Origin of the sequence: Cellvibrio sp. PSBB023, assembly GCF_002007605.1 — a bacterium.
In the GTDB taxonomy this organism is placed as follows: domain Bacteria; phylum Pseudomonadota; class Gammaproteobacteria; order Pseudomonadales; family Cellvibrionaceae; genus Cellvibrio.
Window position 1 is genome coordinate 1,535,602 of record NZ_CP019799.1, and the last position, 21,785, is coordinate 1,557,386.

Consider the following 21,785-nt stretch of genomic DNA (forward strand, 5'->3'; position numbering starts at 1 on the left):
AAAAGGCTGAGCAGGAGTGTTCAGCTTTTTTCGGACAAGTCCAATAAGATCCCTATCCTGTTCATCTATTTTTTATCCAAGCCCTCTCTCTTTTTCATCTCATCAACAAGGCTCTGAGGCATAGGGCGGCAAGCGCAATACTTGGTGTGCGCCAAATGCCATTCAAGTTTTTGCTCAAGCGTAGGATTAGTAGGCATCTTATTATTTCGATGCCATTCTGCATTCAACTTTTTCATGATTATACCAACTCATCAAAAGCGTGAAGCGCAACAGGCAATGCACCAATCACTCTATTTCCGGCTGCTGGCAACCCCAGCAAAATAGCACTAACAACCTCCTCTCTTGATGCACCCGCCTCTTTGGCAATTTGCACATGGAAAGGAATACCGCTCTCAAGCCCCTGAACAGATAACACAGCCAAATAAGCAAGGCTCTCTGTCTTCTTATCCAACGAACTGGCTGCCCCCAAACCCTGCACCGCACTCGCCCATGCCTGAGTATGTTTTGGCGCCTCTTGCATAAATACTTGAAAAGCATTACTCACCAATTTTTCATTGTTTTCCATTGCTATATCCTTTTGTGTTGGGTCTTTCTTGCATTATCAAAACAATAGGCTGTCAATTGGGTTTCCTCACTACATCTAACCTCGCCGCAACTGGCCTTGTTAAATTTTTATAGCGATAGATGCAGCAATGGATAAGGTTTCCCCTGCCCATCAACTGGTGAGCGTCCTATGACAGAAAAACCAATATGCTGGTAAAAACCTAGTGCTTGGACATTCTGTTCATTAACATCAACTTTGGTCGCACCTTGAGATTTGATGGCATAGGCTACCAACAAAGCACCAATACCTTTTCCGCGCGCCTCTGGTGCGATGAACAGCATCTCAATATTACCGTCATGTACACCGCAGAACCCCTGAATCTCACCATGAGTATTTTTAGCGCACCTTAAATCAACTGCTTCAAAATACTGCTCCAAAATTAACGGTCTTAACGCCTGTATATCATCCTCAACCAAAAAGTCATGAGTTGCTCTAACCGAAGCTTCCCATATTTCTATCAGCTTAAGGTGATCTGTTTTTTCTACATTCTCAATATTCATCATTGCTATAAACGATTCCGATGTGTGTAAAAACCTATATTTTAAGCAGTCAATATGCAGTACAAACACAATCTTGCAGATATACAGCGTACACCTTTTAAGATGTAATACGGAATAGATTAACCACCGAACGCTAGCATACTCTGGCAACAACCTACATAACGGCTTATTACCACACTACTCGCTTTTGCATCCAGTTGACCCACATCAAAATATGAGTAGCTGCAGCTGTTTTAATAAGAACACTTAACGGGAGCAGACTATGAGAGAACGTGTTTACAAAAAAATGGCGGGGACATCTGCCGTATTTATTCCTGCTGACTTCAACCATGCATCGCCTGTTGAGCGCGATGGTTTGGTGTGGAGCGATAGTGAATTGAGCATGCCGGAAAACCCACAAACTTTGCGGTGGAAACCGCCACTGGATAGCTCTTTGGCACTGGAGGGTTTGGAGGAGTATGACCCACCGGCAGCAGGCGATGCGCGCTACGTAAATAAACTGGGTATTGCGTTTGTGTATATAGGGAAAATTCGTGGCTGGGTGGCGCTGACGGATTATGCTTAGGCAGCTTATGCCACTGAAATATGCCATAAAAAAATGCAGGGGACTTTAATGTCGCCTGCATTTTTAGTGTGTTGCGAAAAAACCGAACCATAAGGCGTGATTTACTATTAATTAAGCGTATCGCTCGGCGGGTTTTCCTTAAACCATGACACAATACCCGGCATTGCTTTCTCAAAGTTACCGGGCGCTGAAAAATTGAGAACACCTGCACCAGCCGCACTGCGATTTTCAAAATCATGGACTACACCCGCTGGAATCAGTACAAAAGAGCCCTTGGGAGCATCAAGCCATTCATCGCCCACCAAAAAACTCATCACACCTTCAACCACATAAAAAACATCATCTTCATCATGACAGTGCGCACCTGGCCCTTGGGTACGAGAATCCAACCACCACTCAGAGATGGAATAACGTCCAGCCGTCTCGGCACCATCGGCTTTGAATAATGCCGATATTCGCCCCATAGGGTACAACCGCCCCTCGCCGGGATTTAACACAATAGGTTTACGCTGCTCCTTATCCACGTTGCCCTCCGTTATCACAATAGCCAATTATTCCTGCCCAAAAAATTTCCCATGTATCTTTAATCAAACTGTACGCCGCCAAATCACCAATCCTATCCACACAAAAAACACTGAAAAAAGCAACCCGATAAAATGACTTCTGACGATACCAACAGCAATCACTGCATTGCTATTATCTTCCGGGCTCACATAAACTTGAATTAACTCACCATTTTTTAATTCTGATTGCGGGCGACTGATACCAAAACCAATGCGCGTGCCACGGTATTGCTTACCCTCTATTTCATAGCGGTATTCCAACCAGCGCCCACCATAATAAGTAAAAACACCCGTATGCCGCTCATTGGTAACAACGCCCTTATAAATTGGCCAATGTGCAGCCGCTGTACTTTTATAAATATTGCTAACGCTAAACATAAACAACAGGCCTGCAGCAAGAATGCACAAACCAAAAAACAACGAACGCAACCGTTGGTACTTTTTCTCTATTTCAGGGTTCATTATTTTCTCGTCACCTATTTATTGTTGCTTCATCACGTATAACAGAGCATCTCGAACCGCTATTACAACGCATTACAGTAGGAAATAAAACTCACTTAGTCGTGAGGAATTACAATTTTTGACGCGCAGCACTCCTTTTGCTACTTGAGTTGCACCTGCCGATCAGGCGCTTTATCGCGCAAAAGAAGCCGGCAGGAATTGTGTGATGATTGCCAACTAATCGCCAATAAAAAAGCGGAGCCACATGGCTCCGCTTTATGTTTTACCGCAATACAGCAGGAAAGAATCAGACACTAAATAACGCGGCGCTATCCAAACCTTGTTTTTCCATGATATCGCGCAAGCGCTTCAAAGCTTCCACCTGGATCTGGCGAACGCGCTCACGGGTCAGCCCAATCTCATGTCCCACTTCTTCCAAAGTGCTGACTTCATATCCTCTCAGGCCAAAACGGCGTGCCAATACTTCACGTTGCTTTTCAGTCAACTCATCCAACCAATGGTCGAGGCTGGTGGTTAAATCGCTGTCTTGCAGCAATGCAGCCGGATCAGACACATGGGTATCAGCAATGGTATCGACAATCGCACGATCCGATGAATTGCCAATTGGCGCATCAATGGAGGTAACACGCTCATTTAGGCTGAGCATGTGCTCCACATCCGCTACGGGTTTTTCCAACAGATTGGCAATTTCTTCCGGCGTTGGCTCGTGATCCAACTTTTGCGACAACTCACGTGCTGCGCGCAAGTAAATGTTCAACTCTTTGACAACGTGGATCGGCAAACGAATGGTGCGAGTTTGATTCATGATCGCACGCTCGATGGTCTGGCGAATCCACCAAGTGGCGTAGGTTGAGAAACGGAAGCCACGCTCCGGATCAAACTTCTCTACCGCACGGATCAAGCCGAGGTTGCCCTCTTCAATCAAATCCAATAGAGCGAGACCACGGTTAACATAGCGACGGGAAATTTTAACAACAAGGCGGAGGTTGCTTTCGATCATGCGCTTACGCGCTGCAACATCACCTTTAAGGGCTTTACGTGCGAAAAACACTTCTTCTTCGGCACTGAGTAAGGGGGAGAATCCAATTTCGTTTAAGTAGATCTGGGTAGCGTCGAGCGTCTTGCTGTATTTGTCATCGATAATTCGTTCGCTCGCGCTGGAAGCGGCTGGCTTTGGCATCTCCTCCTCTTCTGCCAGAAGCAGGTCGGAGTCTTCAATATCCAGATCCTGCGCTATAAAAGCATCATCGCGATCCAATGTGGTTGAGTCATTGTGTAAAGTCATTTTCAGCCCCTTAATCAATTTTTATTTAACCGGCTGGCTTGTATTTATAAATCACCCAGCTCGCCCTAGCTGTAACCCTTGGGGATTGCTCCCACCTGAAGAGTTATTCATGAATTCCCGTTTTAACTCATGAACGTGACATTTTTTTAACGACGCGGTAAAAACTTCATTGGATCAACAGGCGTTCCGTCGCGGCGAATCTCAAAGTGGAGCTTTACCCTATCGGTACCACTAGAACCCATTTCGGCAATTATCTGTCCAGCTTTAACAAAATCACCTTCTTTTACTCGTAATACATTGTTATGTGCATACGCACTCAGGAAGGTTTCATTGTGTTTAACGATGAGCAATTTGCCGTAACCACGCAGCCCACTTCCTGAATAAACCACCTTCCCTGAGGCTGCTGCAAGCACAGGCTCTCCCAATTTGCCACCAATATCAATACCCTTATTTAAACCACTGTTACTTTGAAACGACGATAAAAGCGGCCCGCCCGCTGGCCAACGCCATTGAGGGGCGCCTGAAACTTGTCCAGCTTGTGGGCTGGCATTAGCCTTAGGTGTTTGCTTTATTTGACTACTACGAGAGGTTACTGGCTTTGGGGCAGGAGCAGGCTGCACTCTTGGCTGGGGCTGGCGAGACGCTGTTTTAGCAGGGGAAGTTGCCGCCGGAAGCGCTGTTGGTCCAGCGACATCCAGCCGGATAACTTGCGAGGGACGAATAATATAAGGTGGCTTAATACCATTGTGTTCAGCCAATATTTCATACTTCAACCCGTAGCGCCAAGCAATGGAAAACAGGGTATCACCGGGAATGACTACATGAGTCTGTGGTCTTTTTATATTGGTGCGCGATTTATCAAATACCGGAGCAGGAGAATTCGTTGCGCAGCCATCAAGCAATATCAGAGTGATCGATAAAACGAACATTCTGATAAGAAACCTTGAGGAAAAAAATGCGGGCTTTGGCATCGAATTACTCAATAATCATGGTTATTTTTCAATCTCTTTTATGCCATTTTGGACTTAATAATTAAAATTTATTTTAAAATTATCTAATATTTTTATAAAAGCAGAGGAAAAAAGAAAGAAAACTTGAGCAAGTCACAGATTTTTTCCATGAATTATCCTACCAATATTTTTCCAGCAGAGGCGATTTGGCAAATCCCTCCTTCTATATTAACGTGCGGTACCAGACAGAAACGGAACGAACTTTACCGGCTCCAGGACACGAGTCACAAACTTGTCCGATTCACCATCACGAATGACCAGATGCAATTGTTGTTCACGCCCACCAACAGGAATCACGAGAACACCGCCAGGCGCCAGTTGCTTTAGCAATTCATCTGGAATCGCTTGGGGAGCAGCCGTGCTGATAATGCCGTCATAAGGCCCGGCTTCAGGCCAGCCAAACCCGCCATCAGCATGACGCATTTGCACATTACGTAAACCTAATTGACGCAGCCGGTCGCGGGCTTTGTCTTGCAGTGGTTTTATCCGCTCAACGCTGTACACCTGCGGAACAAGCTGTGCCAATACGCTGGTTTGATAACCGGACCCAGTACCCACTTCAAGTACCTTCTGCAAATTGCCGCCCGCAGCGCCCAGCAACACTTCCGTCATACGCGCCACGATGTAAGGCTGGGATATGGTTTGCCCATGCCCGATTGGCAAGGCAGTATCCTCATAAGCGCGATGGGACAAGGCTTCATCCAGAAAAATATGACGCGGTGTATTTAACATCACATCTAACACGCGCATATTCGTTACGCCCTGATCGCGCAACCGCTGAATAAGACGCTCACGGGTGCGCAGCGAGGTCATACCTACACCTTGCATCAATAAGTCAGTCATCTCCAGATCCCCTCCATCACCTACAACCGCCCATCAGGCCCAATGTAAAACCGGTTAAACAAAGCGGGCAACTATACCATAGCGACGATTCAATGCTCACACCCCTAATCCAACTCGATTAGTGAGTCCTGGCTGCGATTAGTCAACTGCGCCAACTCGCGCAGAATAGCCGTGGCGAACTCACCGGCAGCCAGCGAAAAAGACACTTCCAGGTCATTTTCTATCCAGCGCCAATGAGCATTTGACGGAAGCAAGCGCAAAGATCGCCGCTCTTGTGACAATCCGGCATGCTCAAGCCCATCACACCATTGCTGCCAGTCAGCCAACACCGTTTGTTCCAGCACTAATAATTCATCGCCTGCCAATGAGCGACCACGCCCCCACAACGGCCCTGATGACTGAGGCTCGGGGTCACCCGGCATAAGGTCGCACCAGTTACCTGCAACAACCCGTGCGGCAAGCACCTGATTAAATAAATAAGAGCGTCCGGCAGATAACATTAGCCCGCGTTTTTGTTTATCTTTATAACGCTTACCGCCCACCAGGATCGCATCGGCTTCTGCCAAATTATTGCCATTAAAACCAAAGCGTTGCTCGCCAAAATAATTGGGTACACCCAAGGTTAGCACGCGATGAATTTTTTGTTCCAATGCGGGACGATCATCTGTTTGAAGATCGCGCAAACGAATCACAAAATAATTTTGGCGATGATCACCACGACGCAGTTTCTGCTGATGACGGGCAACGCGAATGACATAAATCGTATCGCTATTGAGCAACATCCAATCAGGTTCGACACCTTTTGGTAGGTAGACACTGAACCATTGGGTAGTCACAGCATGGCGATCTTTGCGGCCAGCATAACCAACATCATTACTGTTGACTTTGGCCAGCTCGGCAATTTTCCCGGCAACCCAGGCAGTATTTTCACCGCGCTTTAAGATTTGTAAAAAAACATGCTCGCCAACACCTAGGGGTTCAAAGCCCAAGTCTTCATCTACTTTAAAATCTTCCGGTTGTTCACGAAAAATAGCAGATGCATTCAGTTCGCCGTATGCACGCGGGAAATCCAACGAAAATTCTGTCAAAACACAATCCGTAAATAATAAGTGACGCTATAACAAAATAGCTCGATTAGTGATTATTCTTTTCGATAAGAACAACCGCATAGCAGGCAATACCTTCTTCGCGTCCGGTAAAGCCCAAACGTTCGGTAGTGGTCGCTTTAACGTTGATTTGCGACAAATCTGCCTGTAAATCCGTGGCGATAGTTTCAACCATACGGGGAATATAGGTCGCCATGCGCGGTGCTTGAGCAACAATAGTCATGTCGGCATTAGCCAGCTTCCAGCCCAATTGATTGAGCTTTGCATACACCATGCGCAACAAAGCACGGCTATCAATATTGCGATACTGCATATCGCTATCAGGAAAATGCTTACCGATATCACCCAGAGCCGCCGCACCCAACAAGGCATCACATAACGCGTGTAACAGTACGTCGCCATCCGAGTGGGCAATCAAACCGCGCTGATGTGGAATAACAACACCACCAATAACAATTTTATCGCCATCGCCAAACGCGTGAACATCGTAACCATGGCCAATACGCATAGACATATTTTTTATTCCTGTTAAAAACAATTACCTGACATCAGGTATGTTGTTGCAATAAAAAACCGGCAATTGCCAAGTCATCGGGATAGGTAATTTTTATATTACTGCTGCGGCCTTTCACCATCAGTGGCTTATAGCCAAATGCCTCGAGTGCGGACGCCTCATCAGTAATGATTTTGTTTTCCGCTAATGCGCGCTGCAAACAAGCACGCAACAATCCCACACGGAACATTTGCGGCGTTTGTGCCTGCCATAAGGCGCTACGATCTATTGTGGACAGAATATTCCCATCGCTGACATTTTTTAAGGTATCGCTCACCGGCACACCAAGGATACCACCAACAGGATGATCTGCGACGCAGCGAATCAGCGATTCAATATCCTGCTGTGTAATGCACGGGCGTGCGGCATCATGCACCAATACCCAATCATCTTCCTGCGCCACATCAGACAGCGCGATTAATGCATTCAATACTGAACCGGCGCGCTCCGCTGCACCCTCAACGGGATAAATGGCCGGATGCACTGCTATCGGTAATTGTTTCCAATGAGTATCCTGCGAACCCAGGGCCACATAAACACCGGCAAGGCCTTTAATAGCCAACAATCGGGAGAGGGTATGCTCTATAACCGTTTTTTGTAACAAGGGAAGATATTGTTTGGGACAGTCAGTGCCCATACGCGCACCGACACCTGCGGCAGGCACCACCACCCAATAAGCAGGCGCTTGTTGATTAGACACTGTCATTGAATGGAATCTATGTTGGAAATGTTAGCTATGTGATGAACAAGGATTATTGTTCGTCATCCAGAATAATAAAAAAGGTTTCGTCTTTTTTGATCAGACCAATATCGTTGCGCGCACGCTCTTCAATAGTATCCAAGCCGGTTTTTAGCTCTTCCACTTCCACATCAAGAATGCGATTACGCTCGCGCATGCGATCAATTTCAGCTTGCTGCAGTTTAATCTCATTTTCCAGCCGATGCGCATGCGCAAGACTGCCGTCGCCGATCCACAATCTGTATTGCAGATAGCTCAGCAAAATTACCAGCACTAACAGCAGCCACTTCATAAGTTCAATCAAACATTGCCAGAGGTATTGAATTATTTATCATTACACTAAAAACAAAGGCCGAAAATTCGGCCTTTGTTTTTTCACGCAGATTACGACTTGAATTCTGCGCGACCTTTGTAAGGAGCAGCAGCACCCAACTCTGCTTCAATGCGCAACAGACGGTTGTATTTGGATACACGGTCTGAACGGCACAATGAACCGGTTTTGATTTGGCCAGCAGCAGTCGCCACAGCCAAGTCAGCAATGGTGGTATCTTCTGTTTCACCAGAACGATGAGAAATTACCGCCGTGTAACCAGCGTCCTGCGCCATTTTGATCGCGTCCAATGTTTCTGATAGCGAACCAATTTGGTTGAACTTGATCAGGATGGAGTTAGCGATTTTCTTATCGATACCTTCTTTCAAAATCTTGGTGTTGGTAACGAACAGATCATCACCCACCAATTGAATTTTGTGACCAATTTTTTGTGTCAAATCAGCCCAACCAGCCCAATCGCTTTCATCTTTACCATCCTCAATAGAGATGATTGGGTATTTAGCAGCCAGATCAGCGAGGTAATCAGAGAACTCATTGGTAGTGAACACACGACCTTCACCAGCCAGATCATACTTACCGTCTTTGTAGAACTCGGTAGATGCACAATCCAAGGCCAAGGTAACGTTATCACCCAACTTGTAACCCGCTTTTTCAACAGCAGTAGAAATCACTTTCAAGGCATCTTCGTTGGATGGCAGGTTTGGTGCAAAACCACCTTCGTCACCCACAGAGGTGCTCAAACCTTGATCGTGCAGGATTTTTTTCAAGGTGTGGAAAATTTCCGCACCCATACGCAATGCTTCAGCAAAGGTTTTTGCACCAACGGGCTGGATCATGAACTCTTGAATGTCTACGTTGTTATCAGCGTGCTCACCGCCGTTGATAATATTCATCATAGGCACAGGCATAGAGTACTTGCCTGGGGTACCGTTCAGGTCAGCGATGTGTGCATAGAGTGGAACTTTTTTGGAGATAGCAGCTGCTTTGGCATTTGCCAGAGACACAGCCAAAATGGCGTTAGCGCCTAATACAGTTTTAAAGTCAGTACCATCGGCTTTGATCATGGCGTTATCAATCGCGCGCTGATCCAATGAATCCATGCCCACTACCAGACTTTTGATAGTGGTATTGATGTTGTTAACTGCCTTCAAAACACCTTTGCCCAGGTAACGCGATTTGTCGCCATCACGCAATTCCAATGCTTCACGTGAACCGGTAGAGGCGCCAGATGGAGCGGTTGCAGAACCAATGGAACCATCATCCAAAATCACTTCTGCCATTACAGTGGGGTTGCCACGGCTATCCAAAATTTCAAAGGCTTTAATATCAACAATTTTAGTCATTCATCTTCTCCAGAGTAGATTTCCAAAAAATTAGTTAATGTCGAGTGGTGGGAAGTTTTTCACCAGATCGTCAATGGCTTTCATTTGCTGCAAAAATGGCATGAGTTTATCCAGCGGCAGTGCGCTTGGACCATCGCATTTCGCATTATTTGGATCGGGGTGCGCTTCCAGGAATAAGCCGGCCAATCCCACCGCCATACCCGCGCGAGCCAATTCAGCCACTTGATGGCGACGCCCGCTGGAAGCAGCCCCCATGGGGTCACGGCACTGCAGTGAATGGGTCACATCAAAAATCACCGGTGCGTTGCCGCTCACTTCGCGCATAGTGCGAAAGCCGAGCATGTCCACCACCAGATTGTCATAGCCGAAGTTAGTGCCACGGTCGCACAAAATAATTTGTTCATTACCGCACTCGCCGAATTTTTCGACGATATTTTTCATTTGACCAGGACTTAAAAACTGTGGTTTTTTGATGTTAATGACTGCGCCGGTTTTCGCCATAGCGACAACCAGATCAGTCTGGCGCGCAAGGAAAGCTGGAAGTTGGATAACATCGCATACATCTGCCACTGGCTGGCACTGATCAATTTCATGGACGTCGGTGATCACTGGAACATTAAAGGTTTGCTTAATTTCCTGAAATATTTTCAGACCTTCTTCCAGGCCCGGACCACGGTACGAGTGAATAGAGGAGCGGTTAGCTTTGTCAAAGGAGGCTTTAAAAACATAGGGAATACCCAACTTGCCCGTTGCCTCTACATATGACTCGGCAACCTGCATGGCCATATCGCGAGATTCAAGCACATTCATTCCGCCAAACAAAACAAAGGGGAGTGAATTCCCAACCTGTAAATTGCCAATTTTTACGATTTGTTGTGACACATCTATTCCTTTTTAACGCAGGATATTTCTTGCAGGTAAAAATAAAGGCGCAATAAATTGCGCCCTTACAACTTATTTCTTGTTAGTCAATGCCGCTGTTACAAACGCCGTAAAGAGCGGATGCCCGTCACGCGGCGTAGAGGTAAATTCCGGGTGAAATTGACAAGCGACAAACCAAGGGTGATCAGGAATTTCAACCATTTCTACCAAGGTGTCGTCGGCTGACCAGCCACCGATTTTTAAACCGGCTTTTTGCAACTGATCAACATAATTGTTGTTTACTTCATAGCGATGGCGATGGCGTTCAACAATGACATCCGCACCGTAAACATCGCGCGCTTTGGAGCCGCTAACCAGACGACACTCCTGTGCGCCCAAGCGCATGGTGCCGCCCAGATCCGATGACTCATCCCGTTTTTCCACTTCGCCATCTGAAGTGATCCATTCAGTGATCAAACCAATCACTGGATGAGGCGCGTTGCGATCAAACTCTGTGGAGTTGGCACCTTTCAACCCTAAAACGTTGCGCGCAAATTCAATAACTACAGACTGCATGCCCAAACAAATACCAAGATATGGCACTTTGTTTTCACGGGCGTACTGCACTGCCATCAATTTACCTTCCACACCGCGCTCACCAAAACCACCGGGAACCAGAATGGCGTCGGCATCGCTTAAAATTTCAACGCCTTCGTTTTCCACTCGCTCTGCATCAATATAATTAATATTTACCTTGGTGTGGGTGTGAATACCCGCATGGGTCAATGCTTCAATGAGTGATTTGTAAGCATCCAGCAATTCCATGTATTTGCCAACCATCGAAATGGTGATGGAATTTACCGGGTTTAATTTACCTTCAACAACCTTATCCCACTCACTCAGATCAGCTTCCGGGCACTGCAGGCCAAGCAACTCAACAACGATTTGATCGAGTCCATAACTTTGCAACAAACGCGGAATTGAGTAGATGGTGTCGGCATCGGGAAGCGGTACAACTGCACGTTCGGCAACGTTAGTGAAGAGTGCAATTTTGCGGCGTGAGTCTTCGTCCACCAAACGTTCTGAGCGACACAATAAAATATCCGGCTGCAAGCCAATAGAACGCAGTTCTTTTACGGAGTGTTGGGTTGGCTTGGTTTTTGTTTCACCCGCCGTGGCGATATAAGGAACCAGAGTAAGGTGCATCAGCAGTGCGCGCGTTCCCATTTCAACCTTGAGTTGGCGCACAGCTTCCAGGAAAGGTTGCGATTCGATATCACCTACTGTGCCACCGATCTCAACCAGAGCCACATCTACATCTCTGCCGCCTTCAAGGATACGGCGCTTGATTTCATCAGTAATGTGGGGAATAACCTGTACAGTTCCGCCCAAATAATCGCCACGGCGCTCTTTGCGCAAGACGGTTTCATACACACGCCCAGTGGTGAAATTGTTGCGACGAGTCATTTTGGTACGAATAAAACGCTCGTAATGCCCCAAGTCCAAGTCAGTTTCGGCACCATCTTCGGTGACAAATACCTCTCCGTGCTGGAAAGGGCTCATGGTGCCGGGATCTACGTTGATGTAGGGGTCCAGCTTCATAATGGTCACTTTAAGGCCACGAGCCTCGAGAATAGCTGCCAATGAAGCCGAGGCGATGCCTTTGCCCAAAGAAGAAACAACACCACCTGTTACGAATATATAGCGCGTCATGTAAAACCTGATTAACTGTGAAAATGCGGAGCGGATATGGAGATAAATGCCAATAACAGCACTCTTTGCGAGGCTCGGGGATTTATCGTTCAGGACGGGGCGCCAGAGTAACAGAAACCCCCTTTCGGCTCAACGAAAAGCTGGGCGTCAGGTGCGAAGCCAGATTAATGAAAAACAATGAGATGGCATTGATTGCAGACAAAGAGCGGACATTGGTTATTAACTGATTACTGTTTATTCAATGCTTTCGCACTAACAATAATCCGTATCGATTGCGTTAAACGCTTGCTGGATGTGGCGGCTGGCAAAGCCCCTGGCCTGCAAAAAGCGCATTTGCCGTGCGCGCTCACGTTGATCCTGCGGCATTTCATTACCAAACCGTTTGCGGCGGGCATCACAAGCTAATGACTGCCACTGGGTATCCGACTCATCCACACAAGCATTAATAAGTTCCGCGTTGATGCCGCGTTCGCGCAATTCAAGGCGAATCAGTTGACTGCCTTTACCCTGCCGCTGGCGCATGGCGATAAACGCGGTGGCGAAACGCTCATCGGATTGCAGGTTTTGCTCAATCAACGCCTGAATAACAGCATCAAGCAGCTGTGGCCACGCCGAATACTTACGTCCGAGTTTTTCCTTCAACTCTTTAGCGGAATGTTCACGCATTGCCAAAAAATTCATGGCGGCAAAACGTATATCCGATAGTTTGGGTGATTCCACTTCCATAACAACAAAAGCCCTAATAAAAATGGCCGCAAAAAGCGGCCATTAGACTAGCTGATACCAATTAATTCACAGGTGGGAACTGCGCCAGAACATCCACTACAGCGTTGCTCAACACTTCACGCTGCTGTTGTGGCGCCATACCGCGACTCAAACGTTTTTCTGATACACCGCGCCAAATTGGTTTGTCTGTTTTGGCATCGACAATATCGATAATCAGACTGCCCTGGTTGTATACACGCAAACCGGTATTGGTGCCCAAAAAGTAAGGGCGTGGGTAACGATAACCTACACCGTAATACCCAAAACCGTATAAATCGTTATAGCTGCGAGGGTCTATTTTTTCTTCCACCACCACATGGTAGCTGACGATAAAGTCCGGTTTGCTGCCTGCTGCCCCTGGTTGATAGCGCTTGCCCAATTCAGATTCCAGTGCGGCATGGATATGACTCAGGGTAAATGGCGAAATCAGGATATTTTCCTTAGCGTCCTGCTTGGTCTCAGCAACGCTAAATGTTTTTAATGACGCAAAATCAAACCCGGCCTGATGATCAGTCTCCACATAGGGCTGGGAACTACAACCGGCAAGCACCACAGCACCTACCAGTACAATCCAATGCAATATTTTCATAACCTACCTCTTGCTCTTATCAGGTGTCACTGTATGGACTCACAACGCCAATTTATCAGTATCCAGCTTAATGGAAACAGAACACCTTAGCGACATATTCCACCGCTCGCAGCATAGTGCCCCGGCCAAGCACCTGCAATATCTGCTGCTATGACAGCAAAAACCCCCATGGCATTACTGCCAATGGGGGTTTGGTACACTTTATTACAAATTACATTTCCACATCGTCTGTTACTTCGTTGCCACCGGCACTCAATGACAGCGCAGGTGTTGCAAGAAGCTCGGTGCGTACGCGCTGTTCAAGCTCTTGAGCAACTGCCGGGTTTTCTTGCAGGTATTTCATAACATTGTTTTTACCCTGACCAATTTTGTTGCCTTGATAGCTGTACCAGGCGCCGGCTTTATCGATCATGCCCAGCTTCACGCCGTAATCCACAACTTCGCCCATACGGTTGATACCTGAGCCGTACAGGATTTGGAATTCTGCCTGTTTGAAGGGTGGCGCTACTTTGTTTTTAACAACCTTCACGCGGGTTTCGGAGCCGATTACTTCCTCACCTTCTTTAACCGCACCAATCCGGCGGATATCCAAGCGTACTGAGGCATAGAACTTGAGAGCGTTACCACCGGTAGTTGTTTCAGGGTTGCCAAACATAACGCCGATTTTCATACGAATCTGGTTAATAAAAATCACCAAACAGTTGGCATTTTTAATATTGCCTGTGATTTTACGCAGCGCCTGCGACATCAAACGCGCTTGTAAACCAACGTGATGGTCACCCATTTCGCCCTCAATTTCTGCGCGCGGAGTCAGTGCAGCAACTGAGTCGACAACCAACACGTCTACTGCGCCTGAACGCACCAGCATATCGGTGACTTCCAATGCTTGTTCGCCGGTATCCGGCTGGGAAATGATGAGATCTTCAACGTTTACACCCAGTTTTGAGGCGTAAATAGGATCGAGTGCATGTTCGGCGTCGATAAATGCACAAGTGCCGCCCAAGCGTTGGGCTTCGGCAATGACTTGCAGTGTAAGAGTGGTTTTACCGGAGGATTCAGGACCGTAAATTTCAATGATTCGCCCTTTGGGCAAACCGCCAATGCCCAAGGCGACATCCAGCCCCAGGGAACCGGTTGAAATTGCAGGAATGGCGACTTGTTCTTTGTCGCCCATGCGCATCACGGTACCTTTACCGAATTGACGTTCGATTTGGCTCAATGCAGCCTGCAGGGCCTTCTCTTTATTCGCATCCATCTGACACCTCAACGTAACAATAGTGAAATACTGGTTATAAAATCTTTTTGTCGTCAGCGTGTTATTTAACCGACTATGGACATAGCATACATGAAAAACCTGTATGCGCAAACAGTACTAGTAATTTATACAGTATTTTTTTGACAGAGTTCCAGTGCGCCTTCCAGGGCATGAATAACGGCGCCACGCTGGACAGCAGCGCGGTCTCCTGCAATATATTGCACGTCTGTTTTCAGATCACCCGAGGCAGTGAGCCATGCAAACCAGACAGTGCCAACCGGCTTGCCGAGGGTGGCGCCACCGGGGCCTGCAATACCGCTGATGGCAACGGCAATATTGGCACCAGATAGGGCGATTGCGCCGCGCGCCATCTCGCTCACTACCGCTTCACTGACGGCACCTTCGCGGTCCAGCGTATCGGGATTGACGCCCAACAGTGTTTGCTTAGCGATATTGGCATAGCTCACCACACCATATTCAAACCAGTTGGAGCTGCCGGCAATAGCCGTAATTGCCGCCGCCACACCGCCACCGGTACAAGATTCTGCGGTGGCGATGCGCCATTGCTTTCGGGTTAAGGTATTGCCGAGCGATTGCGCCAGATCAAGCAGCAAGCTATCCACCATTGCACCTCGTTAAGATTAAATAATCGCGCCCAGAAATGACAAACCCCGCAACCAGGGCGGGGTTAGAGTAGGACGCGGGGAAAGTCGTTATTCGCCGGAATCTTTTAGCAGACTGTTCAGGCCTTCAATATCGGCGCGAGCTACAGCGCGTTGATCCAGTTTGATACGCGCCGGTTCCGGCAGATCGGTGTATTGGATTACGCCGCGATCCACCAGCACATTGACTACATCTTCCAGAACGCGCACCAGTTCAAGATCCGATGAATGCAGGCTTTCAAGGCGCGCATTGACTTCCTCTTTTACTTTCAGCCAGTTTTGCAGCTCTTCACTTTCGACAGCAATGGGTTCACTCATGCCCTCAAAGGGCAAGGGTTCAACCCTGAGCAGTTTCCCCTGTGCATCGCGCTGTACATAGACCATAGCCTTCCCCCGCCATCGCTGCGTTATCAATAGACGCAAGGATGTTACAAGGTTTCCCAAGCGAAGCATACCTCTGGCGACCGTGGAGCGAGGGAGCAAGGAATCGGTCATGACAATAGACTGACAACCGCAAACCGTGTGAGCTGTGCTTGTGCGATGACGGTTTGTGCAACAACGGAATAGCGCGAAGCTTTGCGCCCTTGGGTATCAAACACGGCGCCGGCAAAATTCAACGCCCATTGTTTTTCGTCCTGGCTTTCCTGCTGGGCCAGGAATTCGCGCACATCTTCCTGACGCAAACTGATGTGTTGACGCAAGCTGCTGATGCGATCCAGCGCGCTGACTACAGAATCCAGTAGCTGGCGCAATTCGCGAAATGATTCCTGGGCAAGTGTGGTACTTAACTCCAAAAATCCCTCTTCAGCGGTGGTGGCTATGCCTTGACTCTGCGCGGGGAACAGCTTGCCCTCCCCTTTGATTTTCAGTTGCTCCTTGAAGAGCTGCCAATCGTTTTCCGGCATGGAAAATGTGAGTGCGCCATCCTGATCCAGCTCGGCGCGAATACCCGCATTGCCAAAACTGCTGTTCAGGCGACGCAATATTTGCTCCTCGCTCATGCCCTCATCCAATACCAGGGCAACAGGTTCTGCCAAGGCGCGGCCAGCGGTAAACAACAGGGTTTCCTTGCCGGCCCGCTGAATGGTGTCCAGTGTTTCCAACCCTTGAATGCTAAAACGGCTGCGCAATGGCTCGTTGAGGCGCAGCTTGAAATTGGCATCCAGCGATTGGCCGGTGCGCTTACTGCGCTCGGCCAACAAGTTGTTTGCCTGAGTCAGTTGCTGGGTAATTGTCTCGCGCTCATTTGCTGACTGGGGTGCGCTGAGTTGGCGACTGATACTCAGTTTAAGCGCTGACAGTTGCTCCGATAAATCGCCCAAATAGCGGTCTGCCGCCTGCATGGAAGAGAGCTGTTGATTAAGCTGAAAATTAAACCCGTTGTGACTGCCACCGCCTCGTGGTTCCCGCGCTTCACGCGCCGACGGTTCCTGCACAGGCTGGCGCGATGCACGGCCAGTAGCGACTTGCGGTCGAGCCTGCGCGCGCGTTTCCAATGCGCTGGTGATGGGGATTTGCTTATCAACTTTCATCGCCACGGTTCCCCTGGTTACAGCAAGCTAAAAAGGGATAACTGATTAATTTTCAGATAGGTTTTCTGTGTTGCCTGCAGAGCCAATTGATAGTTATTCAAGTCGATAGTGGCACCGGCATAGTCCAGGTTGGACAGCTCACCCTCTATCTTCTGGTTTACGAGAGACACTTCATCATTGCTGTCGCTGAGCAGGGTCAGGGTATTTTGACGACCACCCAGCTCGGTCACTGTTGCCAGTAATTTGTTATGGGTGCCATCCAACTGGTTGATGGTGGTTTCAATTTGTGCGCGCACGGCGGGATTGGACGCATCGAGCAGCGGGTCTTTGAGCGTTGCAACCAGACTGTGCAGCTCGTTGAGCATATCCATGCCGGCGCCAAAGATTGAATAGGCTGTGACATTCTCGGCCAGCAATACACCATTGGCGACGGCGGCTTCGCGAGATTTGTCGTTACCTGTGACGGTGTAGGTTTCTGTCGCCGCGTCGTAGTTCACCGCCGGGGTGTCGCTGAGAGTGCCGGAAAACAGGTAGCGCCCTTCCTCGTCACGCACATTGGTAGCACTGAACAGGGTTTTCTCCAGGTTTTCCAACTCGCCGGCAATGGCGGCCAGGTCTTCGCTGGTATTGGAACCATTGGCGGCCCATAACAGGCGATCGCGCACGTTGAGCATGGCATCGGAAATGGAGGTGAGGTTTGCCTCTTGGGTCGACAGGCTGCCGGAAACGTTATCAATATTTTTGCGGTATTGCGCAAGGCTCGCTTCTTCCCGCTGCACACGCATTACCCTGATGCTAGCGATGGGGTCATCCGACGGCAGCAACAGGCGTTTATTGGTCGCCAGTTGCTGCATGATTTTGCCCAACTGCGCCGAATTACCGTTCATTGAGTTGTGCATAGTGGCGGTGATTTGTGCGTTGGTAATGCGCATGCTGTGCCCCTTTAATCCGATAAAAAGTGAATGCCTGCGACGCCTTAGAAGGCGGCGAGCATGTCATCAAACAATTGGTTGGCGGTGCTGATGACTTTCATATTGGCCTGGTAGGCCTGCTGGTAGGTCATCAGGTTGACGGCTTCCTCCTCCAGGCTGACCGCGCTGATGCTGTCACGCTGGGACTGGGCCTGCTGGGTCACGGTGGTAGTGGATTTCAAATCCGCTTGATTCTGCCGACTGTTGCTGGCGACTGTGCCCAGTAGCCCGGTGTAGGCATCGTTGAGGGTTACCGAGCTGCCATTCAGGGTGATGCTCTGACTCTTGATGGCGAGTAAATCCAATAGCACTTTGTTGTTACCGGTTTCGCCTGCGGCTGATGAAAATGCCAATTGCTCCGGTGTCAGGTTATTGACCTTGAGCAGTTGGGTGGCGCTGGTGGGGTCATAGCTGAGCAGCGCTTGGCCGGGGTTGCCCGCCAAATCAAAACCAGTGACCAAAATGTCGTTAACCTTCTGCGCAAATTGCTCTGCCATGTCGTGCAGGGCGGCTTGGTTGGGAAGCAAATCACCGTATTCGGCGTCATATAAACCGCCGAAGGAACCGCCAAAATTATCCTGCTTGAGTGGGAAATTGGTGCCCAAAAACGACAGGGATACCTGCTGCTCACCCGTCGCCAGAAGCGACACCTGCAACTGCCCGGCGGAAGGTCCAGCCACCAGCGGCTGGCCGTTGGACAAGGTCACGCTGATAGAGCCATCGGGCACTTCATTAATGCGCAGCGACGCGTATTGGCTGAGATCTTTCACCAAGCTGTCGCGATGATCGCGCAACGCGGTGGTATCGCCCTTGACCGATTCTGCTTCAATGATTTTTTTATTGAGCTTAGCGATGTTGTCGGTCAGCCCATTGATGGTAGTCACCATGGCGGTGCGCTGCTCGCGCAGGGCCTGTACTTGCGCCTCAATATTGCTGCTCAAGCCGTTGAATCGCTGGCTCATATTGCCCGCCTCAGCGAGGATTTGCTGGCGCAGGGCAATGGAATTGGGGGTCGCGCTCGCCTCGCTCAAGGCAGCGAAGAATTGATCCAAGCCTACGCTGATACTGGAACCCGTACCGGACATTAAACCCTCCAGCGAGGTCAGGTACTCCTGGCGGCTGGCATAGTAGTTTTGTTCGGTAGTGGCACGCCAAAGCTGCTGGTTCTGGAACTCGCTGGCCATGCGGCGAATACTGCTCACCTCTACCCCGCCACCGACATTGAGCCCACCCGCTCCGGCCAGGGAGGCGGTAACGGTGGTTAAGCGGCTAAAGCCGGGGGTATTGACGTTAGCGACATTCTGCCCGGTAGTGGCTATGGCCACTTGGGCGGCGCGCACGCCACTCAGGGCGATTTGGTTGAGAAAGCTCATAGGATTAACCTTGTTTGCCGCTATTCCCGGATGGGTTTAGTGACCCAGCGCAGGGAGGTTGGATTAGCACTTACATTTTCAGTGCTTTCTTTTGCGATGCTCTCTGTTAAGGCGACCGGTATCGGCGTGGACTTAAATCGTTCCTGCCCCGGAATTAGCGGCATCGCACTGCTGGCGCCCTGCCCCGGACTCAGGCTTGATACCTGACTCAACTCCGCCAGAACTTTGCTGGTGTACTCGCGGGTTTCCTTAAAGGGAATCTGCCGCACCCAGGCCGAAACGCTAATGTCGCCGATACGCGGGTCGCCATGGCGTTCAAGCCATTCATCCACCCGCGCCGGGCCAGCGTTATAGGCCGCAACAGCCAACGCCTGCTCACCGTCATAGCGCTCCAATAGCTTGGACAAAAAGGCACTGCCGAGTTGCTTGTTGTAGTCGGCATCGCGGGTGAGGCGACCGAGGTTGAAATTCACACCCAACTCCTGCGCCATTTGACGGGCGGTATCGGGCATTAACTGCATGATGCCCAGCGCGCCCTTGGGCGATACGGCATCCACCTGCCCAGCGGATTCCTGTTTGATCACACTGTCCACCAAGGCGCTAAACCCAGCCGAACCTTTGTTCCAGACATTGGCCAGACTATCCACCCCGCGCTGCCAGGTGCTGCGCAGGGAATCCATGCTGGTGCGTTCGGGCAAGGCCGCCGCGCGCGCCGCTTCGCTGGCATCCTCAATGGTGCTCTGTTGATTGGTGTTGCCGGAGAGCTGCTGCACCAGTAAATCGGCAATACCGGTTTGACGCTTACTGGCGAGGGTATCGGCGAGCATGCCGTCATAGAAATCGCGCATGGTATCCAGCTCGCGGCTACGCATGGGGTTATCGGCAGCCAGCACATCGCCTGCTTTGCGCATTTGCTTGAGCACTTGCTGTAGGAACAGGGCTTCAAACTGCTCGGCAGCGGCTTCCAGCCCGGAGGGCGAAGCAGCGATAGCATTGCTGCTTGCCGAAGGGCTGGTGGAGTTATTGAGGGAGACAATACTCATGGCGGGTCCTTAAATCACTATCAGTTCGGCGTTCAAGGCACCGGCCTGTTCCAGCGCTTGCAGGATGCTCATCACGTCATCCGGCGTGGCGCCCAGGCTGTTAACGGTATTGATAATGCTGTCCAGGCTCGCGCCTTCCGGCCACTTGAACATGGCATTGGCCTCCTGGTTTACATTCACATCGGAGTTGGGAACCACCGCGGTTTGCCCACGGGAAAAGGCGCCTGGTTGGCTGACTTGTGCAGTTTCGTTGATGGTGACCGTTAAGGTGCCATGGCTGACGGCTGCCGCCTTAACACGCACCCCTTCGCTGACTACTACTGTGCCGGTGCGGCTGTTGAATACCACCTTGGGCCGTGCGCGACCGGTTTGTACTTCAAGCCCTTCCAGCATGGCGACAAAACTGGTGCGCTGGTTAGCGGCAGTTGGCGCTTGCAGGGCGATGCGTGTGCCGTTGAGCGCCGTGGCTATGCCAGCGCCGAATTTGGCGTTAATCGCATCGACGATTTTGGTCGCGGTTTGGAAACTGGGCTCGCGGATATTAAGGGTGATTTCTTTGCGTTCGGCGAAGTCCGTTGGAATCGCCCGCTCCACGGTGGCGCCGTTGGGCACACGGCCGGCGTTGGCAGAGTTAATCGCCACACTGGAGCCACTACTGCCTTGAGCGTTTAACCCGCCCACCACCAATGCACCTTGTGCCAAGGCGTAGGTTTCGCCATCCACTCCCACCAGTGGCGTCATGAGTAATTGGCCGCCGCGCAGGCTTTTGGCGTCGCCCAGTGAGGACACAGTGACATCCACCGTTTGCCCGGGGCCATAGGAGGGCGGAATGGAGGCAGTAACCATTACCGCCGCGGCGTTCTTGAGTTTTGGGTCGATATTTGGCGGCAGGTTGATGCCGAATTGCTTAACCATATTGACGACTGACTGGCTGGTGAACTTGACCTGGTTTTTATCGCCAGTGCCATCCAGCCCTACCACCAGGCCATAACCCACCAACTGGTTGGGACGGATGCCTTCAATATCGACCAGATCCATCAGCGGCACGGCCTTGACGGGCATGCACAGTAGCGCAGCAAGAATCAGGAACGACCAGGAAAAAAAACGCATGGGCAAG

Annotated in this window: 26 protein-coding genes; 1 reads left to right on the forward strand and 25 read right to left on the reverse strand. The window is 49.8% G+C overall.

Translation table 11 applies throughout. The features are described 5' to 3' along the window. Positions 1–65: 65 nt before the first annotated feature. The 3 genes from B0D95_RS20545 to B0D95_RS06845 all read right to left on the reverse strand — a co-directional run bounded on the left by B0D95_RS20545 (position 66) and on the right by B0D95_RS06845 (position 1,107). On the reverse strand, positions 66–236 hold the full coding sequence (locus B0D95_RS20545; RefSeq protein WP_168172415.1) for a hypothetical protein: 171 nt from the start codon (positions 234–236) through the stop codon (positions 66–68). A 2-nt stretch (positions 237–238) separates the two neighbouring features. Then, positions 239–565, reverse strand: coding sequence for a carboxymuconolactone decarboxylase family protein (locus tag B0D95_RS06840; protein WP_078043201.1), 327 nt, complete (start codon positions 563–565; stop codon positions 239–241). Positions 566–672: 107 nt separating this feature from the next. Further along, positions 673–1,107: an acetyltransferase gene (locus tag B0D95_RS06845; protein ID WP_246841747.1), complete on the reverse strand. Its 435-nt coding sequence runs from the start codon at positions 1,105–1,107 to the stop codon at positions 673–675. Between the two features lie 259 nt (positions 1,108–1,366). Here B0D95_RS06845 and B0D95_RS06850 point away from each other — a divergent pair, with 259 nt between their 5' ends. Beyond that, entirely contained in the window at positions 1,367–1,669 is a 303-nt protein-coding gene (locus tag B0D95_RS06850) for a hypothetical protein (protein WP_244904467.1), read from the forward strand. A 107-nt stretch (positions 1,670–1,776) separates the two neighbouring features. On the opposite strand, the gene B0D95_RS06855 is transcribed toward B0D95_RS06850, so the two are convergent. From B0D95_RS06855 to B0D95_RS06960, 22 genes are all read right to left on the reverse strand, one after another. Further along, positions 1,777–2,193, reverse strand: a complete 417-nt coding sequence (locus tag B0D95_RS06855; protein WP_244904468.1) for a cupin domain-containing protein — start codon at positions 2,191–2,193, stop codon at positions 1,777–1,779. 63 nt (positions 2,194–2,256) lie between these two features. Then, positions 2,257–2,694 carry a DUF3592 domain-containing protein gene (locus B0D95_RS06860; RefSeq protein ID WP_078043202.1) on the reverse strand — a complete coding sequence of 146 codons (438 nt, stop codon included), beginning with the start codon at positions 2,692–2,694 and terminating at the stop codon, positions 2,257–2,259. A 286-nt stretch (positions 2,695–2,980) separates the two neighbouring features. Beyond that, positions 2,981–3,979, reverse strand: coding sequence for an RNA polymerase sigma factor RpoS (rpoS, locus tag B0D95_RS06865; protein WP_078043203.1), 999 nt, complete (start codon positions 3,977–3,979; stop codon positions 2,981–2,983). A gap of 146 nt (positions 3,980–4,125) precedes the next feature. After that, positions 4,126–4,908, reverse strand: a complete 783-nt coding sequence (locus B0D95_RS06870; RefSeq protein ID WP_078043204.1) for a peptidoglycan DD-metalloendopeptidase family protein — start codon at positions 4,906–4,908, stop codon at positions 4,126–4,128. Between the two features lie 249 nt (positions 4,909–5,157). Continuing rightward, on the reverse strand, positions 5,158–5,832 hold the full coding sequence (locus B0D95_RS06875) for a protein-L-isoaspartate(D-aspartate) O-methyltransferase (protein WP_170941600.1): 675 nt from the start codon (positions 5,830–5,832) through the stop codon (positions 5,158–5,160). Between the two features lie 104 nt (positions 5,833–5,936). After that, positions 5,937–6,920, reverse strand: coding sequence for a tRNA pseudouridine(13) synthase TruD (gene truD / locus B0D95_RS06880; protein WP_078043205.1), 984 nt, complete (start codon positions 6,918–6,920; stop codon positions 5,937–5,939). Between the two features lie 46 nt (positions 6,921–6,966). After that, positions 6,967–7,446, reverse strand: coding sequence for a 2-C-methyl-D-erythritol 2,4-cyclodiphosphate synthase (gene ispF / locus B0D95_RS06885; protein WP_078045658.1), 480 nt, complete (start codon positions 7,444–7,446; stop codon positions 6,967–6,969). 40 nt (positions 7,447–7,486) lie between these two features. Then, positions 7,487–8,197 carry a 2-C-methyl-D-erythritol 4-phosphate cytidylyltransferase gene (gene ispD, locus B0D95_RS06890; RefSeq protein ID WP_078043206.1) on the reverse strand — a complete coding sequence of 237 codons (711 nt, stop codon included), beginning with the start codon at positions 8,195–8,197 and terminating at the stop codon, positions 7,487–7,489. Positions 8,198–8,243: 46 nt separating this feature from the next. Continuing rightward, on the reverse strand, positions 8,244–8,522 hold the full coding sequence (locus B0D95_RS06895) for a septum formation initiator family protein (protein WP_078043207.1): 279 nt from the start codon (positions 8,520–8,522) through the stop codon (positions 8,244–8,246). A gap of 92 nt (positions 8,523–8,614) precedes the next feature. Next, positions 8,615–9,904: a phosphopyruvate hydratase gene (gene eno, locus B0D95_RS06900; RefSeq protein WP_078043208.1), complete on the reverse strand. Its 1,290-nt coding sequence runs from the start codon at positions 9,902–9,904 to the stop codon at positions 8,615–8,617. Between the two features lie 30 nt (positions 9,905–9,934). After that, positions 9,935–10,786 carry a 3-deoxy-8-phosphooctulonate synthase gene (gene kdsA, locus B0D95_RS06905; protein WP_078043209.1) on the reverse strand — a complete coding sequence of 284 codons (852 nt, stop codon included), beginning with the start codon at positions 10,784–10,786 and terminating at the stop codon, positions 9,935–9,937. A 72-nt stretch (positions 10,787–10,858) separates the two neighbouring features. Further along, complete coding sequence (locus B0D95_RS06910) at positions 10,859–12,478, reverse strand: CTP synthase (protein WP_078043210.1); 1,620 nt, start codon at positions 12,476–12,478, stop codon at positions 10,859–10,861. A gap of 252 nt (positions 12,479–12,730) precedes the next feature. Continuing rightward, a complete protein-coding gene (locus B0D95_RS06915) occupies positions 12,731–13,204 on the reverse strand; it encodes a regulatory protein RecX (RefSeq protein ID WP_078043211.1) in 474 nt (157 codons plus the stop codon). Between the two features lie 61 nt (positions 13,205–13,265). Then, positions 13,266–13,832 carry a DUF4136 domain-containing protein gene (locus B0D95_RS06920; protein ID WP_078043212.1) on the reverse strand — a complete coding sequence of 189 codons (567 nt, stop codon included), beginning with the start codon at positions 13,830–13,832 and terminating at the stop codon, positions 13,266–13,268. Between the two features lie 211 nt (positions 13,833–14,043). Next, positions 14,044–15,087, reverse strand: coding sequence for a recombinase RecA (gene recA / locus B0D95_RS06925; RefSeq protein ID WP_078043213.1), 1,044 nt, complete (start codon positions 15,085–15,087; stop codon positions 14,044–14,046). 125 nt (positions 15,088–15,212) lie between these two features. Beyond that, positions 15,213–15,713: a CinA family protein gene (locus B0D95_RS06930; RefSeq protein ID WP_078043214.1), complete on the reverse strand. Its 501-nt coding sequence runs from the start codon at positions 15,711–15,713 to the stop codon at positions 15,213–15,215. Positions 15,714–15,800: 87 nt separating this feature from the next. Continuing rightward, complete coding sequence (locus B0D95_RS06935; RefSeq protein WP_078043215.1) at positions 15,801–16,133, reverse strand: tryptophan synthase subunit beta; 333 nt, start codon at positions 16,131–16,133, stop codon at positions 15,801–15,803. A 107-nt stretch (positions 16,134–16,240) separates the two neighbouring features. Beyond that, positions 16,241–17,281, reverse strand: coding sequence for a hypothetical protein (locus B0D95_RS06940; protein WP_078043216.1), 1,041 nt, complete (start codon positions 17,279–17,281; stop codon positions 16,241–16,243). Between the two features lie 17 nt (positions 17,282–17,298). After that, entirely contained in the window at positions 17,299–18,213 is a 915-nt protein-coding gene (flgL, locus tag B0D95_RS06945) for a flagellar hook-associated protein FlgL (protein ID WP_078043217.1), read from the reverse strand. Between the two features lie 44 nt (positions 18,214–18,257). Beyond that, positions 18,258–19,625 carry a flagellar hook-associated protein FlgK gene (gene flgK / locus B0D95_RS06950; protein ID WP_078043218.1) on the reverse strand — a complete coding sequence of 456 codons (1,368 nt, stop codon included), beginning with the start codon at positions 19,623–19,625 and terminating at the stop codon, positions 18,258–18,260. Between the two features lie 20 nt (positions 19,626–19,645). Continuing rightward, entirely contained in the window at positions 19,646–20,668 is a 1,023-nt protein-coding gene (locus tag B0D95_RS06955) for a transglycosylase SLT domain-containing protein (RefSeq protein WP_078043219.1), read from the reverse strand. A gap of 9 nt (positions 20,669–20,677) precedes the next feature. Then, entirely contained in the window at positions 20,678–21,778 is a 1,101-nt protein-coding gene (locus B0D95_RS06960; RefSeq protein WP_078043220.1) for a flagellar basal body P-ring protein FlgI, read from the reverse strand. Between the last annotated feature and the right edge of the window lie 7 nt (positions 21,779–21,785).

Excerpts from the sequence above, each read along its gene's own strand:
- B0D95_RS20545 (WP_168172415.1), bottom strand. The coding sequence starts at position 236 with ATGAAAAAGTTGAATGCAGAATGGCATCGAAATAATAAGATGCCTACT.
- B0D95_RS06840 (WP_078043201.1), bottom strand. The coding sequence starts at position 565 with ATGGAAAACAATGAAAAATTGGTGAGTAATGCTTTTCAAGTATTTATG.
- B0D95_RS06845 (WP_246841747.1), bottom strand. The coding sequence starts at position 1,107 with ATGATGAATATTGAGAATGTAGAAAAAACAGATCACCTTAAGCTGATA.
- B0D95_RS06850 (WP_244904467.1), top strand. The coding sequence starts at position 1,367 with ATGAGAGAACGTGTTTACAAAAAAATGGCGGGGACATCTGCCGTATTT.
- B0D95_RS06860 (WP_078043202.1), bottom strand. The coding sequence starts at position 2,694 with ATGAACCCTGAAATAGAGAAAAAGTACCAACGGTTGCGTTCGTTGTTT.
- rpoS (WP_078043203.1), bottom strand. The coding sequence starts at position 3,979 with ATGACTTTACACAATGACTCAACCACATTGGATCGCGATGATGCTTTT.
- B0D95_RS06870 (WP_078043204.1), bottom strand. The coding sequence starts at position 4,908 with ATGTTCGTTTTATCGATCACTCTGATATTGCTTGATGGCTGCGCAACG.
- B0D95_RS06875 (WP_170941600.1), bottom strand. The coding sequence starts at position 5,832 with ATGACTGACTTATTGATGCAAGGTGTAGGTATGACCTCGCTGCGCACC.
- ispF (WP_078045658.1), bottom strand. The coding sequence starts at position 7,446 with ATGCGTATTGGCCATGGTTACGATGTTCACGCGTTTGGCGATGGCGAT.
- ispD (WP_078043206.1), bottom strand. The coding sequence starts at position 8,197 with ATGACAGTGTCTAATCAACAAGCGCCTGCTTATTGGGTGGTGGTGCCT.
- B0D95_RS06895 (WP_078043207.1), bottom strand. The coding sequence starts at position 8,522 with ATGAAGTGGCTGCTGTTAGTGCTGGTAATTTTGCTGAGCTATCTGCAA.
- eno (WP_078043208.1), bottom strand. The coding sequence starts at position 9,904 with ATGACTAAAATTGTTGATATTAAAGCCTTTGAAATTTTGGATAGCCGT.
- B0D95_RS06910 (WP_078043210.1), bottom strand. The coding sequence starts at position 12,478 with ATGACGCGCTATATATTCGTAACAGGTGGTGTTGTTTCTTCTTTGGGC.
- B0D95_RS06915 (WP_078043211.1), bottom strand. The coding sequence starts at position 13,204 with ATGGAAGTGGAATCACCCAAACTATCGGATATACGTTTTGCCGCCATG.
- B0D95_RS06920 (WP_078043212.1), bottom strand. The coding sequence starts at position 13,832 with ATGAAAATATTGCATTGGATTGTACTGGTAGGTGCTGTGGTGCTTGCC.
- recA (WP_078043213.1), bottom strand. The coding sequence starts at position 15,087 with ATGGATGCGAATAAAGAGAAGGCCCTGCAGGCTGCATTGAGCCAAATC.
- B0D95_RS06930 (WP_078043214.1), bottom strand. The coding sequence starts at position 15,713 with ATGGTGGATAGCTTGCTGCTTGATCTGGCGCAATCGCTCGGCAATACC.
- B0D95_RS06935 (WP_078043215.1), bottom strand. The coding sequence starts at position 16,133 with ATGGTCTATGTACAGCGCGATGCACAGGGGAAACTGCTCAGGGTTGAA.
- B0D95_RS06940 (WP_078043216.1), bottom strand. The coding sequence starts at position 17,281 with ATGAAAGTTGATAAGCAAATCCCCATCACCAGCGCATTGGAAACGCGC.
- flgL (WP_078043217.1), bottom strand. The coding sequence starts at position 18,213 with ATGCGCATTACCAACGCACAAATCACCGCCACTATGCACAACTCAATG.
- flgK (WP_078043218.1), bottom strand. The coding sequence starts at position 19,625 with ATGAGCTTTCTCAACCAAATCGCCCTGAGTGGCGTGCGCGCCGCCCAA.
- B0D95_RS06955 (WP_078043219.1), bottom strand. The coding sequence starts at position 20,668 with ATGAGTATTGTCTCCCTCAATAACTCCACCAGCCCTTCGGCAAGCAGC.
- B0D95_RS06960 (WP_078043220.1), bottom strand. The coding sequence starts at position 21,778 with ATGCGTTTTTTTTCCTGGTCGTTCCTGATTCTTGCTGCGCTACTGTGC.